Raw genomic sequence first — 21793 nt, 5'->3', positions numbered from 1 at the left:
GGAGACCGACCATGCCGCTTGGCCCCCTTCAGCACTACACGATCGAGCCGTCCAACCTCGAAGCCACCAAGGATTTCTACTGCGATGTCCTGGGCCTCGAGAACGGCGACCGCCCGCCGCTCGGCTTTCCCGGCTACTGGCTCTATTCCGGCGGCGTGGCCACCGTGCACCTGCTGGGCGAGCGCAAGCCGCGCGAGGGCATCGTCGTGCGCGGCACCGAGAAGAAGTTCGAGGACACCGGCCGCTTCGATCACATCGCCTTCGCCGCCAGCGACCTGCCCGGCGTGCGCAAGCGCCTGCAGTCGAAGAACGTGAAGTTCCGCGAGCAGATCGTGCCGCGCACCGGTGCCGCGCAGATCTTCCTCTACGATCCCGACGGCGTCGGCGTGGAACTGAACTTCCCGGCCGAAGAGGTCCAGGCGGAAGCCAGGGCCTAGTGCTCCTCTCCCTGGAAATCGAGAAGGTCGAGCCCCTCGCAGACGGCGCCGCTTTTGGCGCGGTGGGCGCCTATGAGCGCGTCATCGCTGTCGCCAGGGGCGAGGTCGATTCGACGGCGCCTGCGAACAGCGCCATAGCCCTGATCGACAAGGCGCCGCGCAATGCCGCCGGCCAGGTCGAGTACGCGACCAGCGTCTTCATCCTGCGTCCCAAGGACCCGGCACGCGGCAATGGACGCATCCTCTACGAGGTGAACAATCGCGGCCGCAAGATGCTGTTCGGCAACATCGCCGACGGGCCGCAGGGCGTAAACGATCCGAAGACCCTGGCCGATCTCGGCAACGCCTTCCCGTTGCGGCTGGGCTATACGCTCGTCTGGTCGGGCTGGGACCCCGACGCACCGCGCGCCAACATGGGCCTCGCGTTGACGGCACCAGTGGCAACGAACAACGGCCAGCCGATCGTGCAAACGGTCCGCGAGGAGTGGGTCTCGGGCACGCGGGTCGGTCTGCTGGAAACGTTCAAGCTGTCCCACGAGGCCGCGACGCTCGAACAGCCGCGGGCGCGCCTCACCGTGCGCGAACGCGCCGACGACGAGCCGCGCGAACTGCCGCTGAACCAGTGGTCCTTCGTCGACGCCCGCTCGATCCGGCTGCGCGAGGGCACGCAGGCGAAGCCCGGCTTCCTCTACGAATTCCACTACGAAGCGAAGAATCCCAAGGTCCAGGGCCTGGGCTTCGCGGCCACGCGCGACGTGGTGAGCTGGCTGCGCTATTCGCCCGACGCGGTAAAGGCGACGGGAGGTCCGATCACGCATGCGCTGGCCATCGGCTTCTCCCAGGCCGGCCGCTACCTGCGCAATCACATCTCCGAAGGCTTCAACCGCGACGAACAGGGACGCCGCGTGTTCGACGGAATCCATAGCCATATCGCGGGCGTCGGCCGTGTGTTCTTCAACACGCCCTTCGCCCAGCCGGCGCGCACCAACACCCAGCACGAGGATCACGGTTTCCCCGAGAACGAGTTTCCGTTCGCGACGGCGATGCTGAGCGATCCGCTGACCGGCCGGAGCGGCTCGCTGTTCCGGGAGGACGGCAGCGACCCACTGTTGATCGAGACCAACACCTCGACCGAATACTGGCAGAAGGGCGCGTCCCTGCTGCACACCGATCCGCTGGGCACGAAAGACGTGACTCTGCCGCAGAACGCCCGCGTCTACATGATCGCAGGGACACAGCATGGCGGCCGTGCCGGCGCCACGACCGATCCCGGTCCGAACCTCAATCCGCGCAACCCGCACAATCCGATGCCGGCGGTCCGCGCCCTGCTGGTCGCGCTCGACGAATGGGTCGTTTCGGGCAAGGAACCGCCGCCCAGCCGCGTTCCGACGCTGGCTGCTGGCACACTGGTCGAGCCCGACAAGACCGGCTTTCCTGCCGTGCCGGGCGCCGCGATCGTCCGTGCCACCAACATCGTGGCGCCTGCCGGCGACTGGGTGAAGCCCGTCGCTTCCGACAAGACCTATCGAACCCTGGTCAGCAAGGTCGACGCCGACGGCAACGAGGTCGCGGGCGTCCGCCTGCCCGACATCGCCGTGCCGCTCGCCACCTACACCGGCTGGAACGAGTACAAGCCGCCCTACCCCGCGGGTGAGATCGCCGACCGGGACGGCAGCTGCCTGCCGCTGCCGCTCGACAAGACCGCTCGCGAAGCCGCGAGCGATCCACGGCCTTCGATTGCCGAACGCTACAGGAACGGCACCGACTACGTGGCCAAGGTCCAGGCGGTCGTCGCGCAACTGATGGCCGAACGGCTGTTGCTGGCCGAGGACGCCGAACGCTATCTCGACCGCGCGCGCAAAGAGCCGCGCGTCGCACCGTAACAATCAGTCCAAAGGGAGATCAGGATGGGTAAGCGAATTGCGGTCGTCGGCACCGGAGCATTGGGCGGGTATGTCGGCGGCTATCTCGCGCAAGCGGGCCTCGACGTTACCCTCATCGATTTCTGGCCGGAGAACATCGAGATCATCCGCAAACGCGGGCTCGAACTCGACGGCGTGACGCCGGAAGAGAAGTTCACGGTCACCAAGGCCAAGACCATGCACCTCACGGAGATGCAGGACCTGTCGCGCCAGAAGCCGATCGACATCGCCTTCGTGTCGATGAAGTCCTACGACACCGAATGGGCGACGGCGCTGATCAAGCAGTACCTCGCGCCGGATGGATATGTGGTGTCGCTGCAGAACTGCCTGAACGAGGAGCGCATCGCAGGCGTCGTCGGCTGGGGCAAGACCGTGGGCATGGTCGCGTCGCTGATTTCGGTCGACATGTACGAAGCCGGCAAGATCCGCCGCACCGTCTCCAAGGGCGGCGACAAGCACACCGTCTTCCGTGTCGGCGAGGTCCATGGCCGCATCACCAAGCGGGTCGAGGAACTGCGCGAAATGGTCGGCATGATCGACAGTGCCAAGACCACGACCAACCTGTGGGGCGAGCGCTGGTCCAAGCTCTGCCAGAACGGCATGAAGAACGGCGTCTCGGCCGCCACCGGCATGACCGGCACCGACTGCGACCGCAACGACGCGGTGCGCCGTTTGTCCATCAAGCTGGGCGGCGAGGCGGTGCGCGTCGGTCAGGCGCTGGGCTATCACATCGAGAAGATCGGCAAGTTCGAGCCCGAACTGCTGGCGCGGGCCGCGGAGGACGACAAGGCCGCACTGGACGAAGTCGAGGCGATCCTGCGACCGGGTTCGAACACCAATCCCAACCCGCGCGCCGACATCCAGCGCCCCTCGATGGCGCAGGACATCATCAAGGGCCGCCGCACCGAGATCGAGTTCATGAACGGCTACATCGCCGAGCGCGGAAACTTCATCGGCGTGAAGGCACCGACCCACGCCAAACTCACCGAGATCGTGAAGAAGGTGGAGCGTAAGGAGCTGACGCCCTCCGCCGCCCTGCTCGGAGGATAATTTTTCCTTTTTCCGGCGCAGCAGGAAGCAAGACCTGCTTCGCCGGGCGCTCTATTTTGACAATCTGCTCTGTGTAATTGCCGGAACCTCGCGGCCATATATCCTGCTCGCACGGCGAGATTCGGCCTAAATTCTGCATGGCGATTCCCGTGCCCTAAAGGCTCGAGGGGGTTGTCGTGATTCAGGTGAAGTACCAGCGGTTCCTGGCCGGCGCGTTCGCGTCGCTGGCGTCCATCGCCGTCCTCGCGGGAGGCGCCGCATCGCAGACGGCGGTCACCAAGGGCGGGACGCTGATCTATCTGGAGCAGCAACCCCATACGAATCTCTATCCGCCGGCCGGGGGCTTCTATCCCAATGGCGGCGTCCTCAACCAGATCACCGACAAGCTCACCTACCAGAATCCGAAGACGCTCGAGATCGAGCCGTGGATCGCCGAGAGCTGGACGGTCAATGCCGATGCCACGGAGTACACGTTCAAGATACGCCCCGGCGTCACCTTCTCCGACGGCACGCCGCTCGACGCCGCTGCCGTCGCCAAGAACTTCGATACCTATGGGCTCGGCAACAAGGAGCTGAAGCAGCCCGTCTCCGAGGTCATCACCAACTACAAGGGCAGCGAGGTCGTCGATCCGCTGACCGTGAAGTTCTTCTTCAGCAAGCCGTCGGTCGGCTTCCTGCAGGGCACTTCGGTGATTGGCTCGGGCCTGGTGTCGCTGAAGACGCTGGCCCTGCCGTTCGACGCGCTGGGCGATGCTACCAAGATCATCGGCTCCGGCCCGTTCGTGGTGAAGAGCGAGGTGCTCGGCCGCGAGCTCGTGATGGAGGCGCGCAAGGACTATAAGTGGGGTCCGGCCAAGCTCGCCCATCAGGGCCGCGCCAACCTCGACGGCATCAAGTACGTCGTGACGCCCGAAGACAGCGTGCGCATCGGCGCGCTGCTGGCCGGCCAGGCCAACGTGATCCGTCAGGTGCAAGCGTATGACGAGAAGCAGGTCCAGTCCAAGGGCTTCATCGTCTACGCGGCGTCCACGCGCGGCGTGAACAACACGGTCGTGTTCCGGCCCGACAATCCCCTGGTCTCCGACATCCGTGTGCGCAAGGCGCTGCTGCACGCGACCAACGCCAAGGAGATCGTGGCGACGCTGTTCTCGGCCAACTATCCGCAGGCCAAGTCGATCATCGCCTCGACCGCCCAGGGCTATGTCGACCAGTCGGCCAAGCTTGCCTACGATCCGGCACTCGCGGCCAAGCTGCTGGACGAAGCCGGCTGGACGATCGGTCCGAAGGGCCTGCGCCAGAAGGACGGCAAGGAGCTGGTGCTCCAGGCCTACGAATCGCCGCCGCAGCCGCAGAACAAGGAGACGCTGCAGCTCGTTGCCCAGCAATGGGCCAAGGTCGGCGTGAAGCTGAACGTCCTCGCGGGCGATGCCGGCAGCCGTGTCGCCGACAGTCTCGACCCGGCGAAGACGCCCGTCGCGCCGGCGATGGTGGGCCGCGCCGATCCCGACGTGATCCGCAGCCAGTACTATCCGACGACACGCAACGTGCTGCTGCAGAAGGGCGGCGTCAGCAACAAGGTACAGACCTTCGTCGACGAGAAGCTCAACACCCTGCTGGAGGAGATCGCCGCGGCCACCGATCCCGTGAAGCGCCTGGCGCTGGTGGGCGAAGTGCAGGCCTACGTGATCGACCAGGGCTACACGATCCCGATCTTCGAGGAGCCGCAGGCGTTCGCCGCGTCGCCGAAGGTCAAGGACTTCACCTTCGAGGCGGTCGGTCGTCCGAGCTTCTACGCCACCTGGATCGCCAAGTAGGCGCAGGGCAGGTCATGGCGCGCTATCTCCTGGGGCGGGTCGGTCAGGCGCTGGCCGTGCTGGCGCTCACCTTCACGGCCGCCTTCCTGCTGCTGCAGGTGCTGCCGGGCGACGCGATCATGATCAAGTTCATGAGCCCCGACATGGGCCTCACGGCCGACCAGATCGCCGAGATCCGCGCCTCCTACGGCGCGGACCGCCCGCTGTGGGAGCGCTATTTCGCAACGGTCGGCAACTTCCTCACCGGCAATTTCGGCATCTCGATCCAGGCCGGCGTGCCGGTGAGCCAGCAGCTCGCGACCAACCTGCCGCCGACCCTGCTGCTCGCGTCGCTCGCCTTCGCCGCGGCCCTGATCCTGACGATCATCCTCGCCACCGTCTCGAACATGGTGGGCATGGAGTGGCTGCGCGCCGGGCTGCAGGCCCTGCCCTCGCTGTTCATCTCCGTGCCGGTCTTCTGGCTCGGCATCATGCTGATCCAGATTTTCTCGTTTCAGCTCGGGCTGGTCTCGGTCATCAGCCCCGGTCCGGTCGAGCGGCTGGTCCTGCCCGTCCTGACGCTCGCCATCCCGATCTCCGCGCCGCTGGCGCAGATCCTGATGCGCAACATCGACCAGGTGCTGGCGCAGCCCTTCGTCGCCGTCGCCCGCGCCAAGGGCGCCTCGCGCAACTGGGTCCTGTGGCGGCACGTGGCGCGCAACGCCATCATGCCGACGCTCACCATCGCGGGCGTGCTGTTCGGCGAGCTGCTGGCCGGTGCCGTCGTCACCGAGGCCGTGTTTGGCCTGAGCGGCCTGGGCGGGCTCACCTACCAGGCCGTCGGCAACCACGACACGGCAGTGCTGCAGGCCATCGTCGTGATCTCCGCCCTTGCCTTCGTCACGATCAATCTGATCGTCGACCTGCTCTATCCGGTGCTCGACCCCCGGCTTGGTACCAAGGTGGGAGCCGCGACATGACCGCAGAAACCGCAAGCGGCTCGATAGCCGACGCGCCCGCCCGCTGGACCACACGGTTCAAGCGCGTGCCGGTGACGTTGGCGCTCGCCTGGGCCATCGTGTTCATCGTGCTTGCATGGGCCGCGCTGCCGTCGCTCTTCACCGGCTACAGCGGCACCGAGGGCGTGCCGGGCGAGCAGCTTCGCCCGCCCAGCGCCGAGCATGTGCTGGGGACCGACGGGCTGGGCCGCGACGTCTACGCCCGCATCGTCTATGGCGCGCGCCACTCGCTGTCGGGTGCCTTCGTCGCCGTCACCGTGGGATTGATCCTGGGCACCCTGCTCGGCCTGATTGCCGGCGCGCGCGGCGGCTGGATCGATGCGGTGATCATGCGGCTGGTCGATTCGATGCTCGCCGTGCCTTCGCTGCTGCTTTCCCTCAGCATCATCGTCCTCCTGGGCTTCGGCACCATCAATGTCGCGATCGCGGTCGGCGCCGTCTCCGTCGCCCGCTTCGCCCGCCTTGCGCGCTCGGAAGTCGTGCGGGTCCGGCGCAGCGAATATGTCGAGGCGGCGTACGGCAGCGGCGGCACCTTCTGGGCCGTGCTCTACCGCCATGTCCTGCCCAATTCGCTGACCTCGGTCATCGCTTTGGCCGCGCTGCAGTTCGGCTCGGCGATCCTCGCTATCTCGACGCTGGGCTTCCTGGGCTACGGCGCGCCACCGCCGACCCCCGAATGGGGCCTGCTGATCGCCGAAGGCCGCAACTACCTCTCGCGCGCCTGGTGGCTTACCGCCGCGCCCGGACTCGTGGTCGTGCTGGTCGTGCTCTCCGCAGATCGCATCAGCAAGGCGCTGGGCAGGACCGCACCATGACCGTCACGCCCCTCCTCCAGGTCGAGGACCTGGCGATTGCCTACAAGACGGGCGACCGCGAACAGCGCGTCGTGCACGGCGTCTCCTTCACCGTCGCCCCAGGCGAAGTGGTCGCGCTGGTGGGTGAATCCGGCTCCGGCAAGACCACGACGGCCCAGGCGACGCTCGGCCTGCTGGCCGGCAACGGCCGGGTCGAGAGCGGCACCATCCGTCTGAATGGTACGGACATCACGAACTGGTCCCAGAAGCGGCTGGATTCCATCCGCGGTGCCGTCGTCAGCCTGATCCCGCAGGATCCCGGCAGCTCGCTCAATCCCGTGCGCACCATCGGCTCGCAGCTCGCCGAGGTCTTGCAGATCCACAAGCGCGGCGACCGCAAGGCGATCCATGCGCGAGTGATCGAGCTCCTGGAGCGTGTCGGCCTGACCCCGGCCGAGATGCGTGCACGTCAGTACCCGCACGAACTCTCCGGCGGCATGAAGCAGCGCGTGCTGATCGCCATTGCCGTCGCCCTCAAGCCGGCGCTGATCGTGGCCGACGAGCCGACCAGCGCGCTCGATGTCACAGTGCAACGGCGCATCCTCGACCTGATCGACGAATTGCGCCGCGAGAGCGGCACGGCGGTGCTGCTGGTGACGCACGATCTCGGCGTCGCTGCCGATCGGGCCGACCGTCTGGTGGTGCTGCAGAACGGCCGCATCCAGGAACAGGGGCCCGTGAAGGACATGCTCGCGGCCCCACGCAGCGCCTATACGCGCCGTCTGCTGGCCGATGCGCCGTCGCTCGGCAAACCGCGGCCGGCGCGGCCGGGGATCGAGAGCCAGGACTTCGCCATCGAGGTCACGGGCCTCACGCACGATTTCCCGGTGACCGGCGGCGAGGCCAAGTCGTTCCGCGCGATCGACAATCTCTCCTTCAAGGTTCGCCGCGGCACCACCCACGCGATCGTAGGCGAATCCGGTTCGGGCAAGACGACGGCCATCCGCAGCGTCGTCGGCTTCATCAAGCCGACCGCTGGTCGCATCCTGGTCGACGGTGTCGACCTCACCACGCTCAAGGGCGAGAAGCTGCGGCTGTTCCGCAAGCACATTCAGCTCGTCTACCAGAACCCCTTCGGCTCGCTCGACCCGCGCCAGACCATCGCCCGCATCGTCGAGGAGCCCCTGCTGAACTTCGAGCCGATTCCAGCAGCCGATCGTGCCCGCAAGGTGCGCGACATGCTGGCCAGGGTCGGGCTCTCCGACAGCTTTCTCGAACGCCATCCGCGCGCTCTGTCGGGCGGCCAGCGGCAGAGGGTTGCCATCGCCCGTGCCCTCGTCCTCGACCCGCGCGTGCTGGTTCTGGACGAGGCGGTGTCCGCCCTCGACGTCACGGTGCAGGCGCAGATCCTCGCCCTGCTCGACGAACTGCAGAAGACGCTGGGCCTCACCTACCTGTTCGTCTCGCATGACCTCGCCGTTGTCCGGCAGATCTCGGACACCGTGTCGGTGATGCACAAAGGCCGGCAGGTCGACGGCGGTCCGATCGAGACCGTCTTCGGTCAGCCCGACAGCGCCTATACGCGCGAGCTGATCGATGCCATCCCGGGCCGCGGCCTGCCGGCCCTTGGTGCGCCTGTACTTGCCGGGCCGCCCGAACTTCCATCAAGGTTGAGCCCATGACCACGTTCCCGATCAAGCGCCTCGGCTTCTTCACCCGCCTGCTCGACCAGGTCGACGCAGCCGAACGCTACCGCCTCGCCACCGAGCAGATCCGGCATGCCGAGAAATGCGGTTTCGAGTCGGCCTGGATTGCCCAGCACCATTTCCACGAGGGCGAAGGTGGCCTCCCCGCCCCCTTCGTCTTCCTGTCCCATGTCGCCGCCCACACCTCGCGAATCCGGCTGGGCACCGGCATCGTCACCCTGCCGCTGGAACTGCCGATTCGCGTGGCCGAAGATGCCGTCGTCACAGACCTGATGAGCGGCGGCCGCCTCGAAGTCGGCGTCGGACCGGGCGGCAACATGACGGCTTTCGCCGCCTTCGGCCTCGAAAGCGACCAGCGGCATGCGCTGTTCGATCACAACCTCGCCATGCTGAGGATCGCCTGGTCAGGGGGCCCGCTGCCCGGCGGCGACAAGCTCTATCCGTCGAACCCGACCCTGGTCGACCGCATCTGGCAGGCGACTTTCACCGTGTCGGGCGCCCGGCGCGCGGGTCTGGCGGGCGACGGGCTGATGCTGTCGCGCACCCAGCCGCGCTCTCCCGAGGCACCGCAGGCCTCGCTGGCCGACATCCAGAACCCGATGCTCGATGCCTATCTGGAGGCGCTGCCCAAGGGCGTCGAACCGCGCATCCTCGCCTCGCGCACCATCTTCGTGGCCGACGACCGCAACGAGGCGATGCGGCTCGCTGAGGCTGGCCTGTCGCGCATGCGGCACCGGCTGGCGGCCACCGGCAACTTCACCTCTGGCAGCCTGGTCGGCGACCTGATCAGGGCCATGGACGTGCATATCGGCACGCCCGACGAGGTGATCGCCTCGTTGCAGGCCGACTCGACCCTTCAGCGTTCGACCGATCTCACGATGCAGGTTCACTCGATCGATCCGCCGCACCCGTATATCCTGCGATCGATCGAGCTGTTCGCCGGAAAGGTGGCCCCCGCATTGGGCTGGGCGCCGGAAGTCAAAGCGGGGACGAGACAAGTCGCATGACAGACGTGATCGACAGCCTGGTGGGAATCGCCCCGGGCTCCAGGCTGGACGCCATCCGCGCCCAGCGCTCCGAGGCGCGCAAGCACGCGCAGGCGAGTTACACTTCGCTGTTCGAGCCGAGGGACCTGGGCGGCGTCAGCGCCGACGAACGCCACGCCATCGCGTCGTTCGTCGCGGGCCTGCACGGCGAGCCCAAGACGGATGCCTTCTACGCCGCCAAGCTGCCGGCTGCCTTACGCAGCGCCGTCGCCGCTGAAGCAGCGGCCGCGAAGACCGAGGGACCTTACGGCCATTTTCCAAAAGGACCGCTTTCGGTCGAGGATGCGCCAGGCCCGACCTGGAAAGTGAGCGATGCCGGACGTGCCGCTCTGGGAGCGCGCCTCGCCGCCGCCTTCGAGCACACCCACATGCTGGTGTTCCATCCGCGCGACGCCTCGGCGGCGTCGCTGCAGTCCCTGCTCGACGCCGGCTGGTCGACCAACGACATCGTGACCGTCTCCCAGCTGGTCTCCTTCCTGTCCTACCAGATCCGGGTCGTGTCCGGCCTGGGCGTCCTCGCGAGCACCCTATGAGCACCGACAAGACCCTCACGCCGCCGCCGCACACCGAGCCGGTGGTCTTCACCCGCGACATGCTCGACTGGCTGCCCTGGCTCGAGCCGATGGCGGAAGCCGACATGACCGAGCACCACCTCAAGAGCCTGGTCGACGCGGCGCGCGTGAAGTCGCCGTACTTCCGGCTGCTGGCGCGCGATCCCGACGTGCTGGAGGCCCGCACGCGCACCGACAAGGACATCTTCTACAATCCCGAAGCCGGGCTGCCGCGCGCCGAGCGCGAGCTGGCGGCGGCGGCGACGTCGCGGTTGAACGGCTGCATCTATTGCGCTTCGGTCCATTCCCGCTTCGCCGCGACCTATTCCAAGCGCGTGGACGACGTGCAGCGCCTGCTCGACGAAGGGGTCGAGGCCAAGCTGGACGAGCGTTGGGAGGCAATCGTCGCCGCCTCGGTGGCGCTGACCGCCCTGCCGCTGACCTTCGGCAAGGAGCATGTCGAGCGACTGCGTAAGGTCGGCCTCGACGATGCCGCCATCGCCGACCTGATCGGCGCCGCGTCGTTCTTCAACTGGGCCAACCGCCTGATGCTTTCCCTCGGCGTGCCGGCCACGCAGCCGAAGTAAAGCGAGAAACTCCGTCGTCTCGACCGAAGCGCGGAGCGGTGAGACCTACTCTCCGCCAAGAGCCAGCCAATCGTCGAGAAAAGGTCTCTTCACTTCGCCTCGCTTCGCTTCGCGAGGCTACGGTCGAGACGACGGATTCGCTTCAGAACAAAGAAAAACGCCCGGCGGATCGCTCCGCCGGGCGTTTCGATGTCGGTCTGGCCTCAGTAATTCAGGCCGTAGTAGCCGGGATTGCCCCACTCGCCCCAGTCCCAGTCGTTGTCGACGGCGTTGTCCATGCCGGTCGGGCTGTAAGGATCGTCGGCGAAGTTGGCGCGCATCGCCGTCGTCATCATCTGCTTCGACGCCTCCTTGATGTAGGCGTTGTAGTTGTCCTGGTTGCCCATATAGAGGCAGCCGCACATGGTCGGGTCGGCGTACACCCAGATCGGCTTGCCATTGTAGGTCTTGCGGACGAGCTTGTGCGGCGGCAGCTTCTTGAACGAGGCAGCCTGACCCGGCGTCTTCAGCGACACGACCTTGAAGCCGGAATCGGCCAGCATGTCGCGCTTCGATTCGGTCTTCGGATCGTAACCGTGACAGGCCGCCAACAGCCCTCCGATCGCCAGGATGGCGAGAATGGACCTCACAGGCTTCATCACGTCCCCCACTGTTTCCCTCAGGCGGCGGCCCGAAGGCCCGCCTTTGCATCCTCTTTGATCATGTCCGCGCCCTTCTCGGCAACCATGATCGTTGGGGCGTTGGTGTTGCCCGAGGGCACGGTCGGCATGATCGAGGCGTCGATCACCCGCAATCCGGCGATCCCGTGGACCCGCAGCCGATCGTCGACCACGGCCATCGGATCCGAGCCCATCTTGCAGGTGCCGATGACGTGATAGGTCGTCTGGCCGTTGCCGCGGGCGAAGCTCAGCCACTCGTCGTAGCTCTGCACCTTGTCGCCGGGCGTGTTCTCGAAGGCGATATACTTCGAGAGCGACGGATGGGAGACGATCTTGCGGGCGATCTGCATGCCCGCCACGGTGGCGTCGCGGTCGGTCTGGGCCGACAGGAAGTTCGGCCGGATCGCGGGCTCGGCACCCGGCGTCGCCGACTTGATGTGGATCGAGCCGCGCGAGTCGGGGCGGCACTGGCCGATCACCACGGTCATGCCGGGCTCGCGCTCGAGGTCGCGCTTCTGCGCCGTGTCGTAGCTGGCGTGCGCCATGTGGAACTGCATGTCGGGCGATTCGAGGCCCGGCCGCGTACGCACGAAGCCGTAGACGACGCCGGCCGTCAGGCTGAGCGCGCCGCGACCCGTCGCATAGTACTTGAGCACTTCCTTCACGAGGTTCACGCCACGCGTCCGCTCGTTCAGCGTGATCGGCAGCTTGACCCGCCAGTTCATGCGCGGCGCGAAGTGGTCGCCGTAATTCTCGCCGACGCCCTTCAGCTCGTGCTTCACCTCGATGCCGTAGCGGCGCAGCAACTCGGGCTGGCCGATGCCGGAATGTTCGAGCACGCCCGGCGACTGCACGGCGCCGGCCGAGACGATCACCTCGCGGCCGCAGCGCGCTTCCTGCTTCTGACCGTGCACCGAGTAGGCGACGCCGACGCAGCGCTTGCCTTCGAGGATGACGTGATCGACCAGCGCGTCGGTCACGATCTGCAGGTTCGGGCGATTGCGGATCGGGTCGAGGAAGGCGCGTGCCGTCGACCAGCGCTTGCCGTTCTTCATCGTCACCTGGAAGTAGCCGAAGCCTTCCTGGTTGCCGTTGTTGTAGTCCTTGTTCTTCGGGTAACCGCTGGCTTCGGCCGCATCGATGAAGGCATCGCAGAGCTCGTTCGTCTCGCGCATCTCCGCGACGTTCAGCGGGCCGCCCTTGCCGCGGCTGTCGTCGCCGCCGGGCTCGTAGTTTTCGGATTTCTTGAAGTACGGCAGGATACGCTCGTAGGACCAGCCGCGATTGCCGAGCTGCCCCCACGTGTCGTAGTCGAGCGGTTGGCCACGCACGTAGAGCATGCCGTTGATCGAACTCGAACCGCCGAGCGCGCGACCGCGCGGGCAGGGAATGCGGCGATTGGCCATGCCCTCCTCCGCCTCCATCTGGAAGTTCCAGTTGAACTTCTCGTGGTTCAGCAGCTTGGTGAAGCCCGCCGGGATGTCGATCCACATCGACTTGTCGCGCGGGCCGGCTTCCAGCAGCAGCACCTTGACGTTGGCATCTTCGGTCAGCCGGTTGGCCAGCACGCAGCCGGCCGAGCCGGCGCCCACGATGATGTAATCCCAATTGGCCATGACGCTTCCTCTCTCCCTTTGGAGACAGTGTAGCGCGTCTGTAACCCGGCGCGACCCCAGTTCATGCGCCTCTCCCCCCGCTTCGCGGCAGAGAGGGTTTCCTCTAGCGCAGGTGGCAGGAAACCTGATGCCCCGGGGCGATTTCGCGCAGCGAAGGAACGTCGACCTTGCAGCGCTCCACGGCATAGGGGCAGCGCGTGTGGAAATGGCAGCCCGACGGGGGCTTTACGGGGCTGGGCACGTCGCCCTGGAGCACGATCTTCTTCCGCTTGATGGCCGGATCCGGCACGGGGACGGCGGCCAGCAGGGCTTCCGTATAGGGGTGCTGGGCGTTGGTGAAGATCGACCGCGTGTCGGCATATTCGACGATGCGGCCGAGATACATGACCGCGATCTGGTGGCTGATATGCTCCACCACCGCGAGGTTGTGCGAGATGAACAGGTAGGAGAGCCGGCGCTCCGCCTGCAGTTCCATCAGCAGGTTGATGACCTGCGCCTGGATCGACACGTCGAGCGCCGAGACCGGCTCGTCGCCCACGATCAGCTTCGGCCCCAGCGCCAGCGCGCGGGCGATGCCGATGCGCTGCCGCTGCCCGCCCGAGAACTGGTGCGGGTAATTCTTCATCTGGGCCGGGCGAAGGCCGACCCGCGCGAACAGCGCGGACACCTGCTCCTGGCGCTGCTTGGCATTGGCGACGCCATGGACCAGCAGCGGCTCGCCCACGATGTCGCCCGCCGTCATGCGCGGGTTGAGGGACGAGAAAGGATCCTGGAAGATGATCTGCATCTCGCGCCGGTAGGGGCGCAGCTCGGCCTTGGACAGGCCCATGATCTCCTTGCCCTCGACCTTGATCGAGCCGGAGGTCGGCTCGACCAGACGCATGGCGGCGCGACCGGCCGTGGTCTTGCCGCAGCCCGACTCGCCCACGAGACCAAGCGTCTCGCCGGCGCGTACGGTGAAGGTGACGCCATCCACGGCATAGACCTGGCCGACCGTGCGGCGCAGCAGGCCCTTCTTCACCGGGAAGTGCTTCTTGAGGTCCTTGACCTCGATGACGGGGGGATTTGCGCTAACCATGTGTGTGCCAGCAGGCGGCCCAGTGACCAGGCTGCTTCTCCTCGTAAGCCGGACGTTCGCTGCGACACTTCTGGTCCGCCCTGCTGCACCGGGGCGCGAAGGCGCAGCCGGGCGGCAGGTCGAACAGCGGCGGAACGATGCCGGGAATTTCCTGCAGACGCTCATTCGAGCGATCGGTCTGCCCGCGCATCAGGTCGAGGCGCGGGATCGAGTTCATCAGGCCCACCGTGTACGGGTGAAGCGGCCGGGCGAACAGCTCACCCACGGTCGCTTCCTCGACCTTGCGGCCGGCATACATGACGATGACGCGGTGCGCGGTTTCGGCCACGACGCCGAGATCGTGCGTGATCAGGAGGACCGCCGCGCTGAACTCGCGCTGCAGCTCGACGATCAGCTCGAGGATCTGTGCCTGGATGGTGACGTCGAGCGCCGTAGTCGGCTCGTCGGCGATCAGCACCTTGGGATTGCAGGCCAGCGCCATGGCGATCATCGCGCGCTGGCGCATGCCACCCGAGAGCTGGTGCGGATACTCCTTTGCGCGTTGCGTCGGCTCGGGAATGCGGACCAGCTCCAGCATCTCGATCGCCCGCTTCATCGCCTGCTTGCGGTCCATGTCGCGGTGCAGGATGAGCGCCTCGGAGATCTGCTTGCCGATCGTCATCACCGGATTGAGCGACGTCATCGGCTCCTGGAAGATCATCGAGATCTCGTTGCCGCGCACGTCGCGCATCTCCTCTTCGGAGATCTTGAGCAGGTCGCGGCCGGCCAACTTGATCGAGCCCGACACGATGCGCCCCGGGGGTTCCGGGATCAGCCGCATCAGCGAAAGCGCGGTCATGCTCTTGCCGCAGCCGGATTCACCGACGATGGCCAGCGTCTCGCCGGCGGCGACCTCGAAGTCGACGCCGTCGACCGCCTTGACGATTCCCTGGCGCGTATAGAACCACGTGCCGAGATCGGACACTTCCAGAAGAGAACTCATGTACGCTGTCTCGGATCGAGGATGTCACGCAGGGCATCGCCCAGCAGGTTGGTGCCGAACACCGTGAGGCTGATGGCGACACCGGGGAAGATCACGAGCCACGGCGCCGTGCGGACATACTCCGCGGCCGACTCCGAGAGCATGCGACCCCATGACGGATAGGGCTCCGGAATGCCGAGGCCCAGGAACGAAAGCGACGCCTCGGTGAGAATGGCCGAGCCGAGCTGGGCGGTGCCGAGCACGATCAGCGGCGCCAGCGTGTTGGGCAGGACGTGCCGGATGGCGATGCGCATCTCGCCCATGCCGATCGCCCGGGCGGCCTCGACGAACGGTTGCTCGCGCAGCGACAGGGTACTCGACCGCACGACGCGCGCCACGCTCGGCACGAGAGGGATCGCGATCGCGATGATCGTGTTCTGGAGCGACGGTCCCAGCGACGCGGCCATGACCAGCGCCATCACCAGCAGCGGCAGCGACTGCATGATGTCCATCAGGCGCTGGGTCGCGAGATCGATCCAGCCGCCGATGAAGCCGGACAGCAGGCCGATCAGCACGCCCAGGATTCCGCCCAGCAGGGTGGCACCCACGGCGACGGCGAGCGAGATGCGCGCGCCGTAGACGATGCGGCTGAACATGTCGCGGCCCATGAAGTCCGCGCCCAGCCAGTAGATGCCGTCCGGCTTGGCCAGGGAGGCGCGGGAATTCGTCGACAGCGGGTCGTGCGGTGCGATGACACCGGCGAACAGCGCTGTCAGCACGAACAGCAGCACGAGGATCGCGCCCACCGCGCCGAGCGGGTAGCGCCGGGCCAGGAAGCCGGCCTGGCCCCAGAAGCCCGAGACGTTGGCGCCGGCCTTGGCCAGCGCGGCATCATGGTCGATGACAGCCATGGGTGCCCTCAGTCCGCGTACTTGATGCGAGGGTCGAGCGCCATATAGGCCATGTCGACCAGGAAATTGACGACGACCACGCAGAAGGCAATCAGCATCACCAGGTTCTGCACGATCGGGTAGTCGCGCCACAGGATGGCTTCGACGAGGAAGCGGGCCACGCCCGGGATATTGAACACCGTTTCCGTCACGATCAGGCCGCCGACGAGGAATGCCGCCTCGATGCCGATGATGGTGACGACCGGCAGCAGGGCGTTGCGAAGCGCGTGCACGTAGTTGACCGTGGTCTGGGACGCGCCCTTCGAGCGCGCCGTGCGGATATAGTCCTGCCGCAGCACTTCGAGCATGGACGATCTCGTCAAGCGCATGATCAGAGCCGAGCTTCGGAACCCGACGGCCGCGGCCGGAATGCTGAGCAACAGCATCTCGTCGATGAAACTTCGGGGTTCGTTGGTATAGATCGGGATCATGCCGAACCACTGGACCGATGCCATGAGGATCAGCAGGCCGAGCCAGAAGGAGGGCAGCGAGAGGCCGCTCAGGCTGATGATCCGAAGTAGATAGTCGATCGCGGAATTTTGCCGGACGGCGCTGACGACGCCGAGAGGCACGCCGAGGATGATCGAGAAGAAGAGCGCCAATCCCGCCAGCTTGGCGCTGATGGGGATACGCGGCGCGATCTCCTCGAGGGCCGGGCGCTCGGAAACATAGGCAAAGCCCAGGTCACCGCGCGCCAAACCGCCGATCCACTGCAGGTATTGATCGAAGATCGGCCGGTCGAGGCCAAGCTCGGCTGCGATCTTGGCCTTCTCCTTGGGATCGGCGATGCCCGCCGAATCCACCAGGATGTCGGCAATGTTGCCCGGCACCAGGCGCAGCATGACGAAGATGAGCACCGACATCCCGAAGAGAGTCAGAACCATCAACAGTACGCGGCGGGTAAGATACGCTCCCATCCTTCGTCGTGCCTCCGTACGCTTAAAGCGTTACTTGTCGAGCCAGACGTCTTCGAGACGCCAGCCGTTGTAGATGCTGTTGTGCTGCAGGACGAGATTCTTGACGGCCGGCGCCCAGCAGGTGTTCGCGACGCCATGCGCGATCGGCGGGCGGGCCGCGTCCTTGAGCAGGGCCTGCTCGATCTTCGTTACCATGGCCTTGCGCTTGTTCAGGTCGGTCTCGGCGGACTGCTCGTCGATCATCTTGTCGATCTCGGGATTCTTGTACGCCGTGTAGTTGCGATCCGAGGTGCTGTAGAAATTCTCGTAGAACACGCCGTCCGGATCGTCGAGGCCGGCGCCGGTCAGGTTCAGGCCGACCTGATAGTTCTTCTGCTGGATCTTGTTGTACCAGATCGTCGTGTCGATCGGCTCGAGCTCGGCGTCGATGTAGATCTGCTTGAGCTGGTCGATGAGGATGACGGCCGGATCGCGATAGATCGCGATGTTGCGGGTCGCCACCTTGATCTTGAGCGGCTTGTCCGGACCGTAGCCCAGCTCCTTCATGATCCCGCGCGCGACTTCGCGGTTCTTGTCGGCGTCGGGCCCGAAGCCAGGAAGCTTCTGCAGCTCCTGTTCCGTCATGCCCCAGACGCCGGCCGGCGGCGGCAGCATGGTCGCGCCCTGCAGGTCGTTGCCCTGGGTGAGGATGTCGCTGAACGGCTTGCGGTCGAGCGAATAGACGAGCGCCTCGCGCAGCTTCGGATTGTCGAACGGCGGGGCGTCGCGGTTGACCAGCAGGTTGGTATGGACGTTGGTCGGCCGCGCCTCGCAGATCGCATCCTTCTTCTGGTCCTTCACGTCCTTCAGCAGCGGGAAGGTGATGTCGGAGTCGAAGGTGAGATCGTATTCGCCGGCGACGAAACCCAGCACGCGGGTGCTGCGGTTCGGCACGATCTTGAACTCGATGGCGTCGAGATAAGGCCGTCCCTTCTTCCAGTAGTCGGGATTGCGCACCAGCTTGATGGCCTCGTTGCGCTTGAAGTCCGCGACCTTGAACGGGCCGGTGCCGATCGGCTTGGACCGCATCACCCGGGCCTCGACGTGGCACGGATAGACCGGCGAATAGCCGGCCGCCAGCATCGACAGGAACGACGGCTGCTGGCGCTCCAGCGTGAATGTCACCTCGTTGTCGCCGTTGGTGGTGACGTCCTTCAGGTTCTTGTACCAGACCTTGCGCGGGTTCTTGCGGATGATCTCCTGATTCTCCTCACCGCGCAGGGCATCCCATGTGCACTTCACATCCTTGGACGAGAAGGGCTTGCCGTCGTGCCACTTCACGCCACTGCGCAGCTTGAAGGTGAGCTTCGTCTTGTCGTCGTTCCACGCCCAGCTTTCGGCCAGCTCAGGCACGATCTTGTCCGGGCTGTTGATCTTCTCCTTGGGGTCGAACATCACGAGGTTATTGAAGACGGCCATGAACGGCATGTTCGTCGAGATGGTCGCTTCCTCGTGAATCGACGCGCTCGGCGGATTGTCACGATGGGACACACGAAGGGTCCCGCCCTGCTTCTGTGCGAAGGCAGGAGCGGATATGATGACGGCAGCGGCGAGGCTACCGGCAATGACTGCCAGGCGATTACGCATTGTTATCCTCCCAGAGGCACGCTCGTTGGCGTGTTCTTTCTTCCCCGTTGCCCGGCAGGCTATCACACCATGTGAGATGGCCAAGCCTTAAAGTGCCGCTCCCTTGAGTTCTATCTGATTGCCTTCCGGATCATGGAAATAGACAGACGGTCCGTTGCCTTCCGCACCGTAACGCTCCACGGTTTCGCCGACCGATATACCGAACGGCGCGAGCTGCATGACGATGGCGTCACGATCGAAAGGCTCAATGCGGAAGCACAAGTGGTCCATGTTGCGCGATGTCACGTGAGCGTCGTTGGCGACGAGGTCGAGCAGGGAAGCGCCTGCTCGCATTTGCACAAGACTCAGCGTGTCGATACGCCGCTCCTCGCGGAACCCCAGCGCCTGTTCGTAGAAACGCACCATGCCGGCCAGATCGCGCACGCGCAGCACGACATGGTCGATCCGTTCGACTTTGAAGGTCATGGCGAATAGCCTGCTTTCGGAAAAACGAACTCTATGGAGAAGACAATGGCGTTCGCAGTCAATGCCGCCAAGGCGCGCCTGAAGAAGAACGAGCTGTCGATCGGCATCGGCATCCGGCTGGTCCGCAACGTCGACATCGTGAAGGTGATGAAGGCGGCCGGCTTCGACTGGCTTTTCATCGACCTCGAACACGGATCGATGTCGATCGAGACGGCGTGCGAGATCGCGATCGCTGCGCAGGATTCGGGTATCGCGCCGATCGTGCGCGTACCGTATGGCGAACTCACGATGGCGACCCGCGTGCTCGATGGCGGCGCGCTGGGCATCGTCGTCCCACATGTCGATACGGCGGAGGAAGCGAAGGAGATCGCCGACAAGCTGCGCTATCCGCCGCGCGGCCATCGTTCGGTGGGCGGCGGCCAGGCGCAGTTCGACTACGAGCCGATGCCGCTGGGCGAGATGACGACGAAGTCGGACGAGAACACGCTGATCGTGGTGATGATCGAGACGCCCAAGGCGGTGGAGAATGCGGAGGCGATCGCGGCGGTGCCTGGCATCGATTGCCTGCTCGTGGGCTCGAGCGATCTGTCGATGGAGATGGGCATCCCCGGCGACACCGGCAATCCGAAGGTCCAGGCCGCCGTCGACAAGGTCGTCGCCGCCTGCACGAAGCACGGCAAGTGGCCCGGCATGGGCGGCGCCTATACCGAGGAGCTGCTCAAGCTCTACACCGACAAGGGCATGAAGTTCCTGCTTTCAGGCAACGACCTGCCGATGCTGACCGGCGCGGCGCGGGCGCACCAGGCAAAGGTCAGGGCGTTTCAGAAATGAATAGCTGGGGGCGCGCCACTCCAGTGGCGCGTCTTCACTCTTTCTTATGATCGCGCCACTGGAGTGGCGCGCCCCCAGCTTCTCAGCGCTTGCCCTCGATCTCGATCTCGACGAGGTGGGGCTTGCCGGACTTAAAGGCAGCTTCGACGGCGGCCTTGATGTCGTCGGCCTTGGCGACGTAGGTGCCGGCCACGCCCATGCCCTTGGCCAGGTCGACGAAGCCCATGGTCGGACCGGTCAGGTCCATGTGCATGTAGGGCTTGTTCGACTTCACGTCGAAGCGGGCGCGATACGCATCGATATTGTGCTTGAGCACGCGATACTCGCGGTTCGCCAGGATGACGAACACGATCGGAAGCTCGTGGTGCGCCGCCGTCCACAGCGCCTGGATCGAGTACATCGACGAGCCGTCGCCCGACACGCAGAGGATCGGCCGCTGGGTCTGCGCGACCGCCACGCCGATGGCGCCCGCCAGGCCCTGACCGATACCGCCGCCGCGACCGCTGTAATAGTCGTCCGGTCCCTTGAAAGTGAAGGTCTTGAAGAGATCGAGATTGGCCGTGATGGTCTCGTCCACCACGACGACATCCTTCGGCGAGCCTGCGCGGATCTCGGCCATCGCACGCGCCATCGAGGTCGGCGTGCGCGCCCAGGCCTTTTCGACGCGCGCCTTCTGCGCGGCATCATCGTCCATCTTGCGCGCCTTCATCGCCTCGTTGCGCTTCGAGGCGGCCGCGGCATCGACGCCCGTCAGTGCCGCATCCAGCGCCTCGAGTGCCGCACCGGCATCCGCCACCACGCCGGCATCGAGCGCAAAATTGTAGGCAAGCCGCGAGGCGCCCGCCTCGATCTGCAGCAGCCTAGTACCGACTGCGAATGGCGAGCCCGGTGCGTACCAGACTTCCTCGAAGAACGGCCCGCCGACCATCAGCACGACATCGTTGTCGGCCAACTGCGTGGCCACGCCCGGCGCATCGAAGGCCAGCGTGCCGCGATAGGCCGGATGATCGGTCGGGAACGAGTTCTGGCCGCGCAGACCTTCGAACCACACCGAGGCACCGATCTTCTCGACCAGCTTGACGAGCTTCTTGTCCGCACCGGCGCGGGCAACGTCGTCACCCGCGACGATGGCCGGGTTCTTCGCGGCCGCCAGAAGCTTCGCCATGGCGGCGATGCCCGCCGGATCGGGACGGGTGGCCGTGTAGGAATGGCCGGGTTTGCCGGGCGGGATGGAGGTCTCCTGTTCCATCACGTCGATCGGCAGCGCCACGAAGACAGGACCGGCCGGGGCCTCGTTGGCGATCTTGAAGGCGCGCTGGAGGATCGGGCCCAACTCATCGGCGCGCTCGACCTGAACGCTCCACTTCGTCACGGGCGCGGCGATGGCCGCGAGATCGTGGCCGAGCACGGGATCGCGCAGGCGCATGCGCGTATCCTGCTGGCCGGCCGTCACGACCATCGGCGAATTGTTCTTCAGCGCGCTGTAGATCGCGCCGATCGCATTGCCGAGGCCCGGCGCCACGTGAAGGTTCACGAAGGCGGTCTTGCCGCTGGCTTGCGCGTAAAAATTGGCGGCCCCGGTGGCGACGCCCTCGTGGAGATGGACGATGTAGCCGAGCTGCGGATAGTCGGGCAGCGAATCGAGCAGCGGACTCTCGGTCGTGCCGGGGTTGCCGAATATCCGATCGACCCCGTGATTGATCAGCGTCTCCAACAGAACCTGACGTCCGCGCATCCCATACTCTCCCTGTGACTTTTCCTGCTCCGGCCGGCGTTTCGTCTCGG

At 65.8% G+C, this 21793-nt stretch carries 20 protein-coding genes; 11 read left to right on the top strand and 9 right to left on the bottom strand.

The window, feature by feature from the left end:
- Positions 1 to 11: 11 nt before the first annotated feature.
- From ACP15H_RS27990 to ACP15H_RS27945, 10 genes are all read left to right on the top strand, one after another.
- Positions 12 to 437, top strand: a complete 426-nt coding sequence (locus tag ACP15H_RS27990; protein ID WP_068193717.1) for a VOC family protein — start codon at positions 12 to 14, stop codon at positions 435 to 437.
- Positions 437 to 2320, top strand: a complete 1884-nt coding sequence (locus ACP15H_RS27985) for an alpha/beta hydrolase domain-containing protein (protein ID WP_425069397.1) — start codon at positions 437 to 439, stop codon at positions 2318 to 2320. The genes ACP15H_RS27990 and ACP15H_RS27985 overlap by 1 nt, the downstream gene beginning before the upstream one ends.
- A gap of 24 nt (positions 2321 to 2344) precedes the next feature.
- Positions 2345 to 3409 carry a ketopantoate reductase family protein gene (locus tag ACP15H_RS27980; RefSeq protein ID WP_425069396.1) on the top strand — a complete coding sequence of 355 codons (1065 nt, stop codon included), beginning with the start codon at positions 2345 to 2347 and terminating at the stop codon, positions 3407 to 3409.
- Between the two features lie 224 nt (positions 3410 to 3633).
- Entirely contained in the window at positions 3634 to 5223 is a 1590-nt protein-coding gene (locus ACP15H_RS27975; protein ID WP_425069974.1) for a TIGR04028 family ABC transporter substrate-binding protein, read from the top strand.
- A 14-nt stretch (positions 5224 to 5237) separates the two neighbouring features.
- Complete coding sequence (locus tag ACP15H_RS27970; RefSeq protein ID WP_425069395.1) at positions 5238 to 6182, top strand: ABC transporter permease; 945 nt, start codon at positions 5238 to 5240, stop codon at positions 6180 to 6182.
- Complete coding sequence (locus ACP15H_RS27965; protein ID WP_425069394.1) at positions 6179 to 7036, top strand: ABC transporter permease; 858 nt, start codon at positions 6179 to 6181, stop codon at positions 7034 to 7036. Before ACP15H_RS27970 ends, ACP15H_RS27965 begins: the two co-directional genes overlap by 4 nt.
- Positions 7033 to 8697, top strand: a complete 1665-nt coding sequence (locus ACP15H_RS27960) for a dipeptide ABC transporter ATP-binding protein (protein ID WP_425069393.1) — start codon at positions 7033 to 7035, stop codon at positions 8695 to 8697. The genes ACP15H_RS27965 and ACP15H_RS27960 overlap by 4 nt, the downstream gene beginning before the upstream one ends.
- Entirely contained in the window at positions 8694 to 9728 is a 1035-nt protein-coding gene (locus ACP15H_RS27955; RefSeq protein WP_425069392.1) for a putative FMN-dependent luciferase-like monooxygenase, read from the top strand. The genes ACP15H_RS27960 and ACP15H_RS27955 overlap by 4 nt, the downstream gene beginning before the upstream one ends.
- A complete protein-coding gene (locus ACP15H_RS27950; protein WP_425069391.1) occupies positions 9725 to 10300 on the top strand; it encodes a CMD domain protein in 576 nt (191 codons plus the stop codon). The genes ACP15H_RS27955 and ACP15H_RS27950 overlap by 4 nt, the downstream gene beginning before the upstream one ends.
- Positions 10297 to 10905: an alkylhydroperoxidase domain protein gene (locus ACP15H_RS27945; protein WP_425069390.1), complete on the top strand. Its 609-nt coding sequence runs from the start codon at positions 10297 to 10299 to the stop codon at positions 10903 to 10905. Before ACP15H_RS27950 ends, ACP15H_RS27945 begins: the two co-directional genes overlap by 4 nt.
- 203 nt (positions 10906 to 11108) lie before the next feature.
- Here ACP15H_RS27945 and ACP15H_RS27940 read toward each other — a convergent pair whose 3' ends face one another.
- The 8 genes from ACP15H_RS27940 to ACP15H_RS27905 all read right to left on the bottom strand — a co-directional run bounded on the left by ACP15H_RS27940 (position 11109) and on the right by ACP15H_RS27905 (position 19177).
- Entirely contained in the window at positions 11109 to 11543 is a 435-nt protein-coding gene (locus tag ACP15H_RS27940) for a hypothetical protein (protein ID WP_425069389.1), read from the bottom strand.
- Between the two features lie 20 nt (positions 11544 to 11563).
- Positions 11564 to 13180, bottom strand: coding sequence for a GMC family oxidoreductase (locus ACP15H_RS27935; RefSeq protein ID WP_425069388.1), 1617 nt, complete (start codon positions 13178 to 13180; stop codon positions 11564 to 11566).
- Between the two features lie 103 nt (positions 13181 to 13283).
- A complete protein-coding gene (locus tag ACP15H_RS27930) occupies positions 13284 to 14258 on the bottom strand; it encodes an ABC transporter ATP-binding protein (RefSeq protein ID WP_425069387.1) in 975 nt (324 codons plus the stop codon).
- Positions 14251 to 15240, bottom strand: coding sequence for an ABC transporter ATP-binding protein (locus tag ACP15H_RS27925; RefSeq protein ID WP_425069386.1), 990 nt, complete (start codon positions 15238 to 15240; stop codon positions 14251 to 14253). Before ACP15H_RS27925 ends, ACP15H_RS27930 begins: the two co-directional genes overlap by 8 nt.
- Positions 15237 to 16130 carry an ABC transporter permease gene (locus tag ACP15H_RS27920; protein WP_425069385.1) on the bottom strand — a complete coding sequence of 298 codons (894 nt, stop codon included), beginning with the start codon at positions 16128 to 16130 and terminating at the stop codon, positions 15237 to 15239. The genes ACP15H_RS27925 and ACP15H_RS27920 overlap by 4 nt, the downstream gene beginning before the upstream one ends.
- Before the next feature lie 8 nt (positions 16131 to 16138).
- Positions 16139 to 17086 (bottom strand): ABC transporter permease, encoded by a 948-nt coding sequence (locus ACP15H_RS27915; RefSeq protein WP_425069384.1) that lies wholly within the window; start codon positions 17084 to 17086, stop codon positions 16139 to 16141.
- 30 nt (positions 17087 to 17116) lie between these two features.
- Entirely contained in the window at positions 17117 to 18712 is a 1596-nt protein-coding gene (locus ACP15H_RS27910; protein ID WP_425069383.1) for an ABC transporter substrate-binding protein, read from the bottom strand.
- Positions 18713 to 18799: 87 nt separating this feature from the next.
- A complete protein-coding gene (locus ACP15H_RS27905; protein ID WP_425069382.1) occupies positions 18800 to 19177 on the bottom strand; it encodes a VOC family protein in 378 nt (125 codons plus the stop codon).
- Between the two features lie 45 nt (positions 19178 to 19222).
- Here ACP15H_RS27905 and ACP15H_RS27900 point away from each other — a divergent pair, with 45 nt between their 5' ends.
- Positions 19223 to 20008, top strand: a complete 786-nt coding sequence (locus ACP15H_RS27900) for an HpcH/HpaI aldolase family protein (RefSeq protein ID WP_425069381.1) — start codon at positions 19223 to 19225, stop codon at positions 20006 to 20008.
- A gap of 82 nt (positions 20009 to 20090) precedes the next feature.
- Here ACP15H_RS27900 and ACP15H_RS27895 read toward each other — a convergent pair whose 3' ends face one another.
- The gene (locus ACP15H_RS27895) at positions 20091 to 21743 is read right to left on the bottom strand and encodes a thiamine pyrophosphate-binding protein (protein WP_425069380.1); all 1653 of its coding nucleotides are present in this window, start codon (positions 21741 to 21743) and stop codon (positions 20091 to 20093) included.
- Positions 21744 to 21793: the final 50 nt, after the last annotated feature.

The sequence above is a fragment of the Reyranella sp. genome (assembly GCF_965249915.1).
Lineage (GTDB): Bacteria > Pseudomonadota > Alphaproteobacteria > Reyranellales > Reyranellaceae > Reyranella.
The sequence above is the reverse complement of the archived record's forward strand: the minus strand, read 5'-3'. Positions and strand labels throughout refer to the sequence as shown.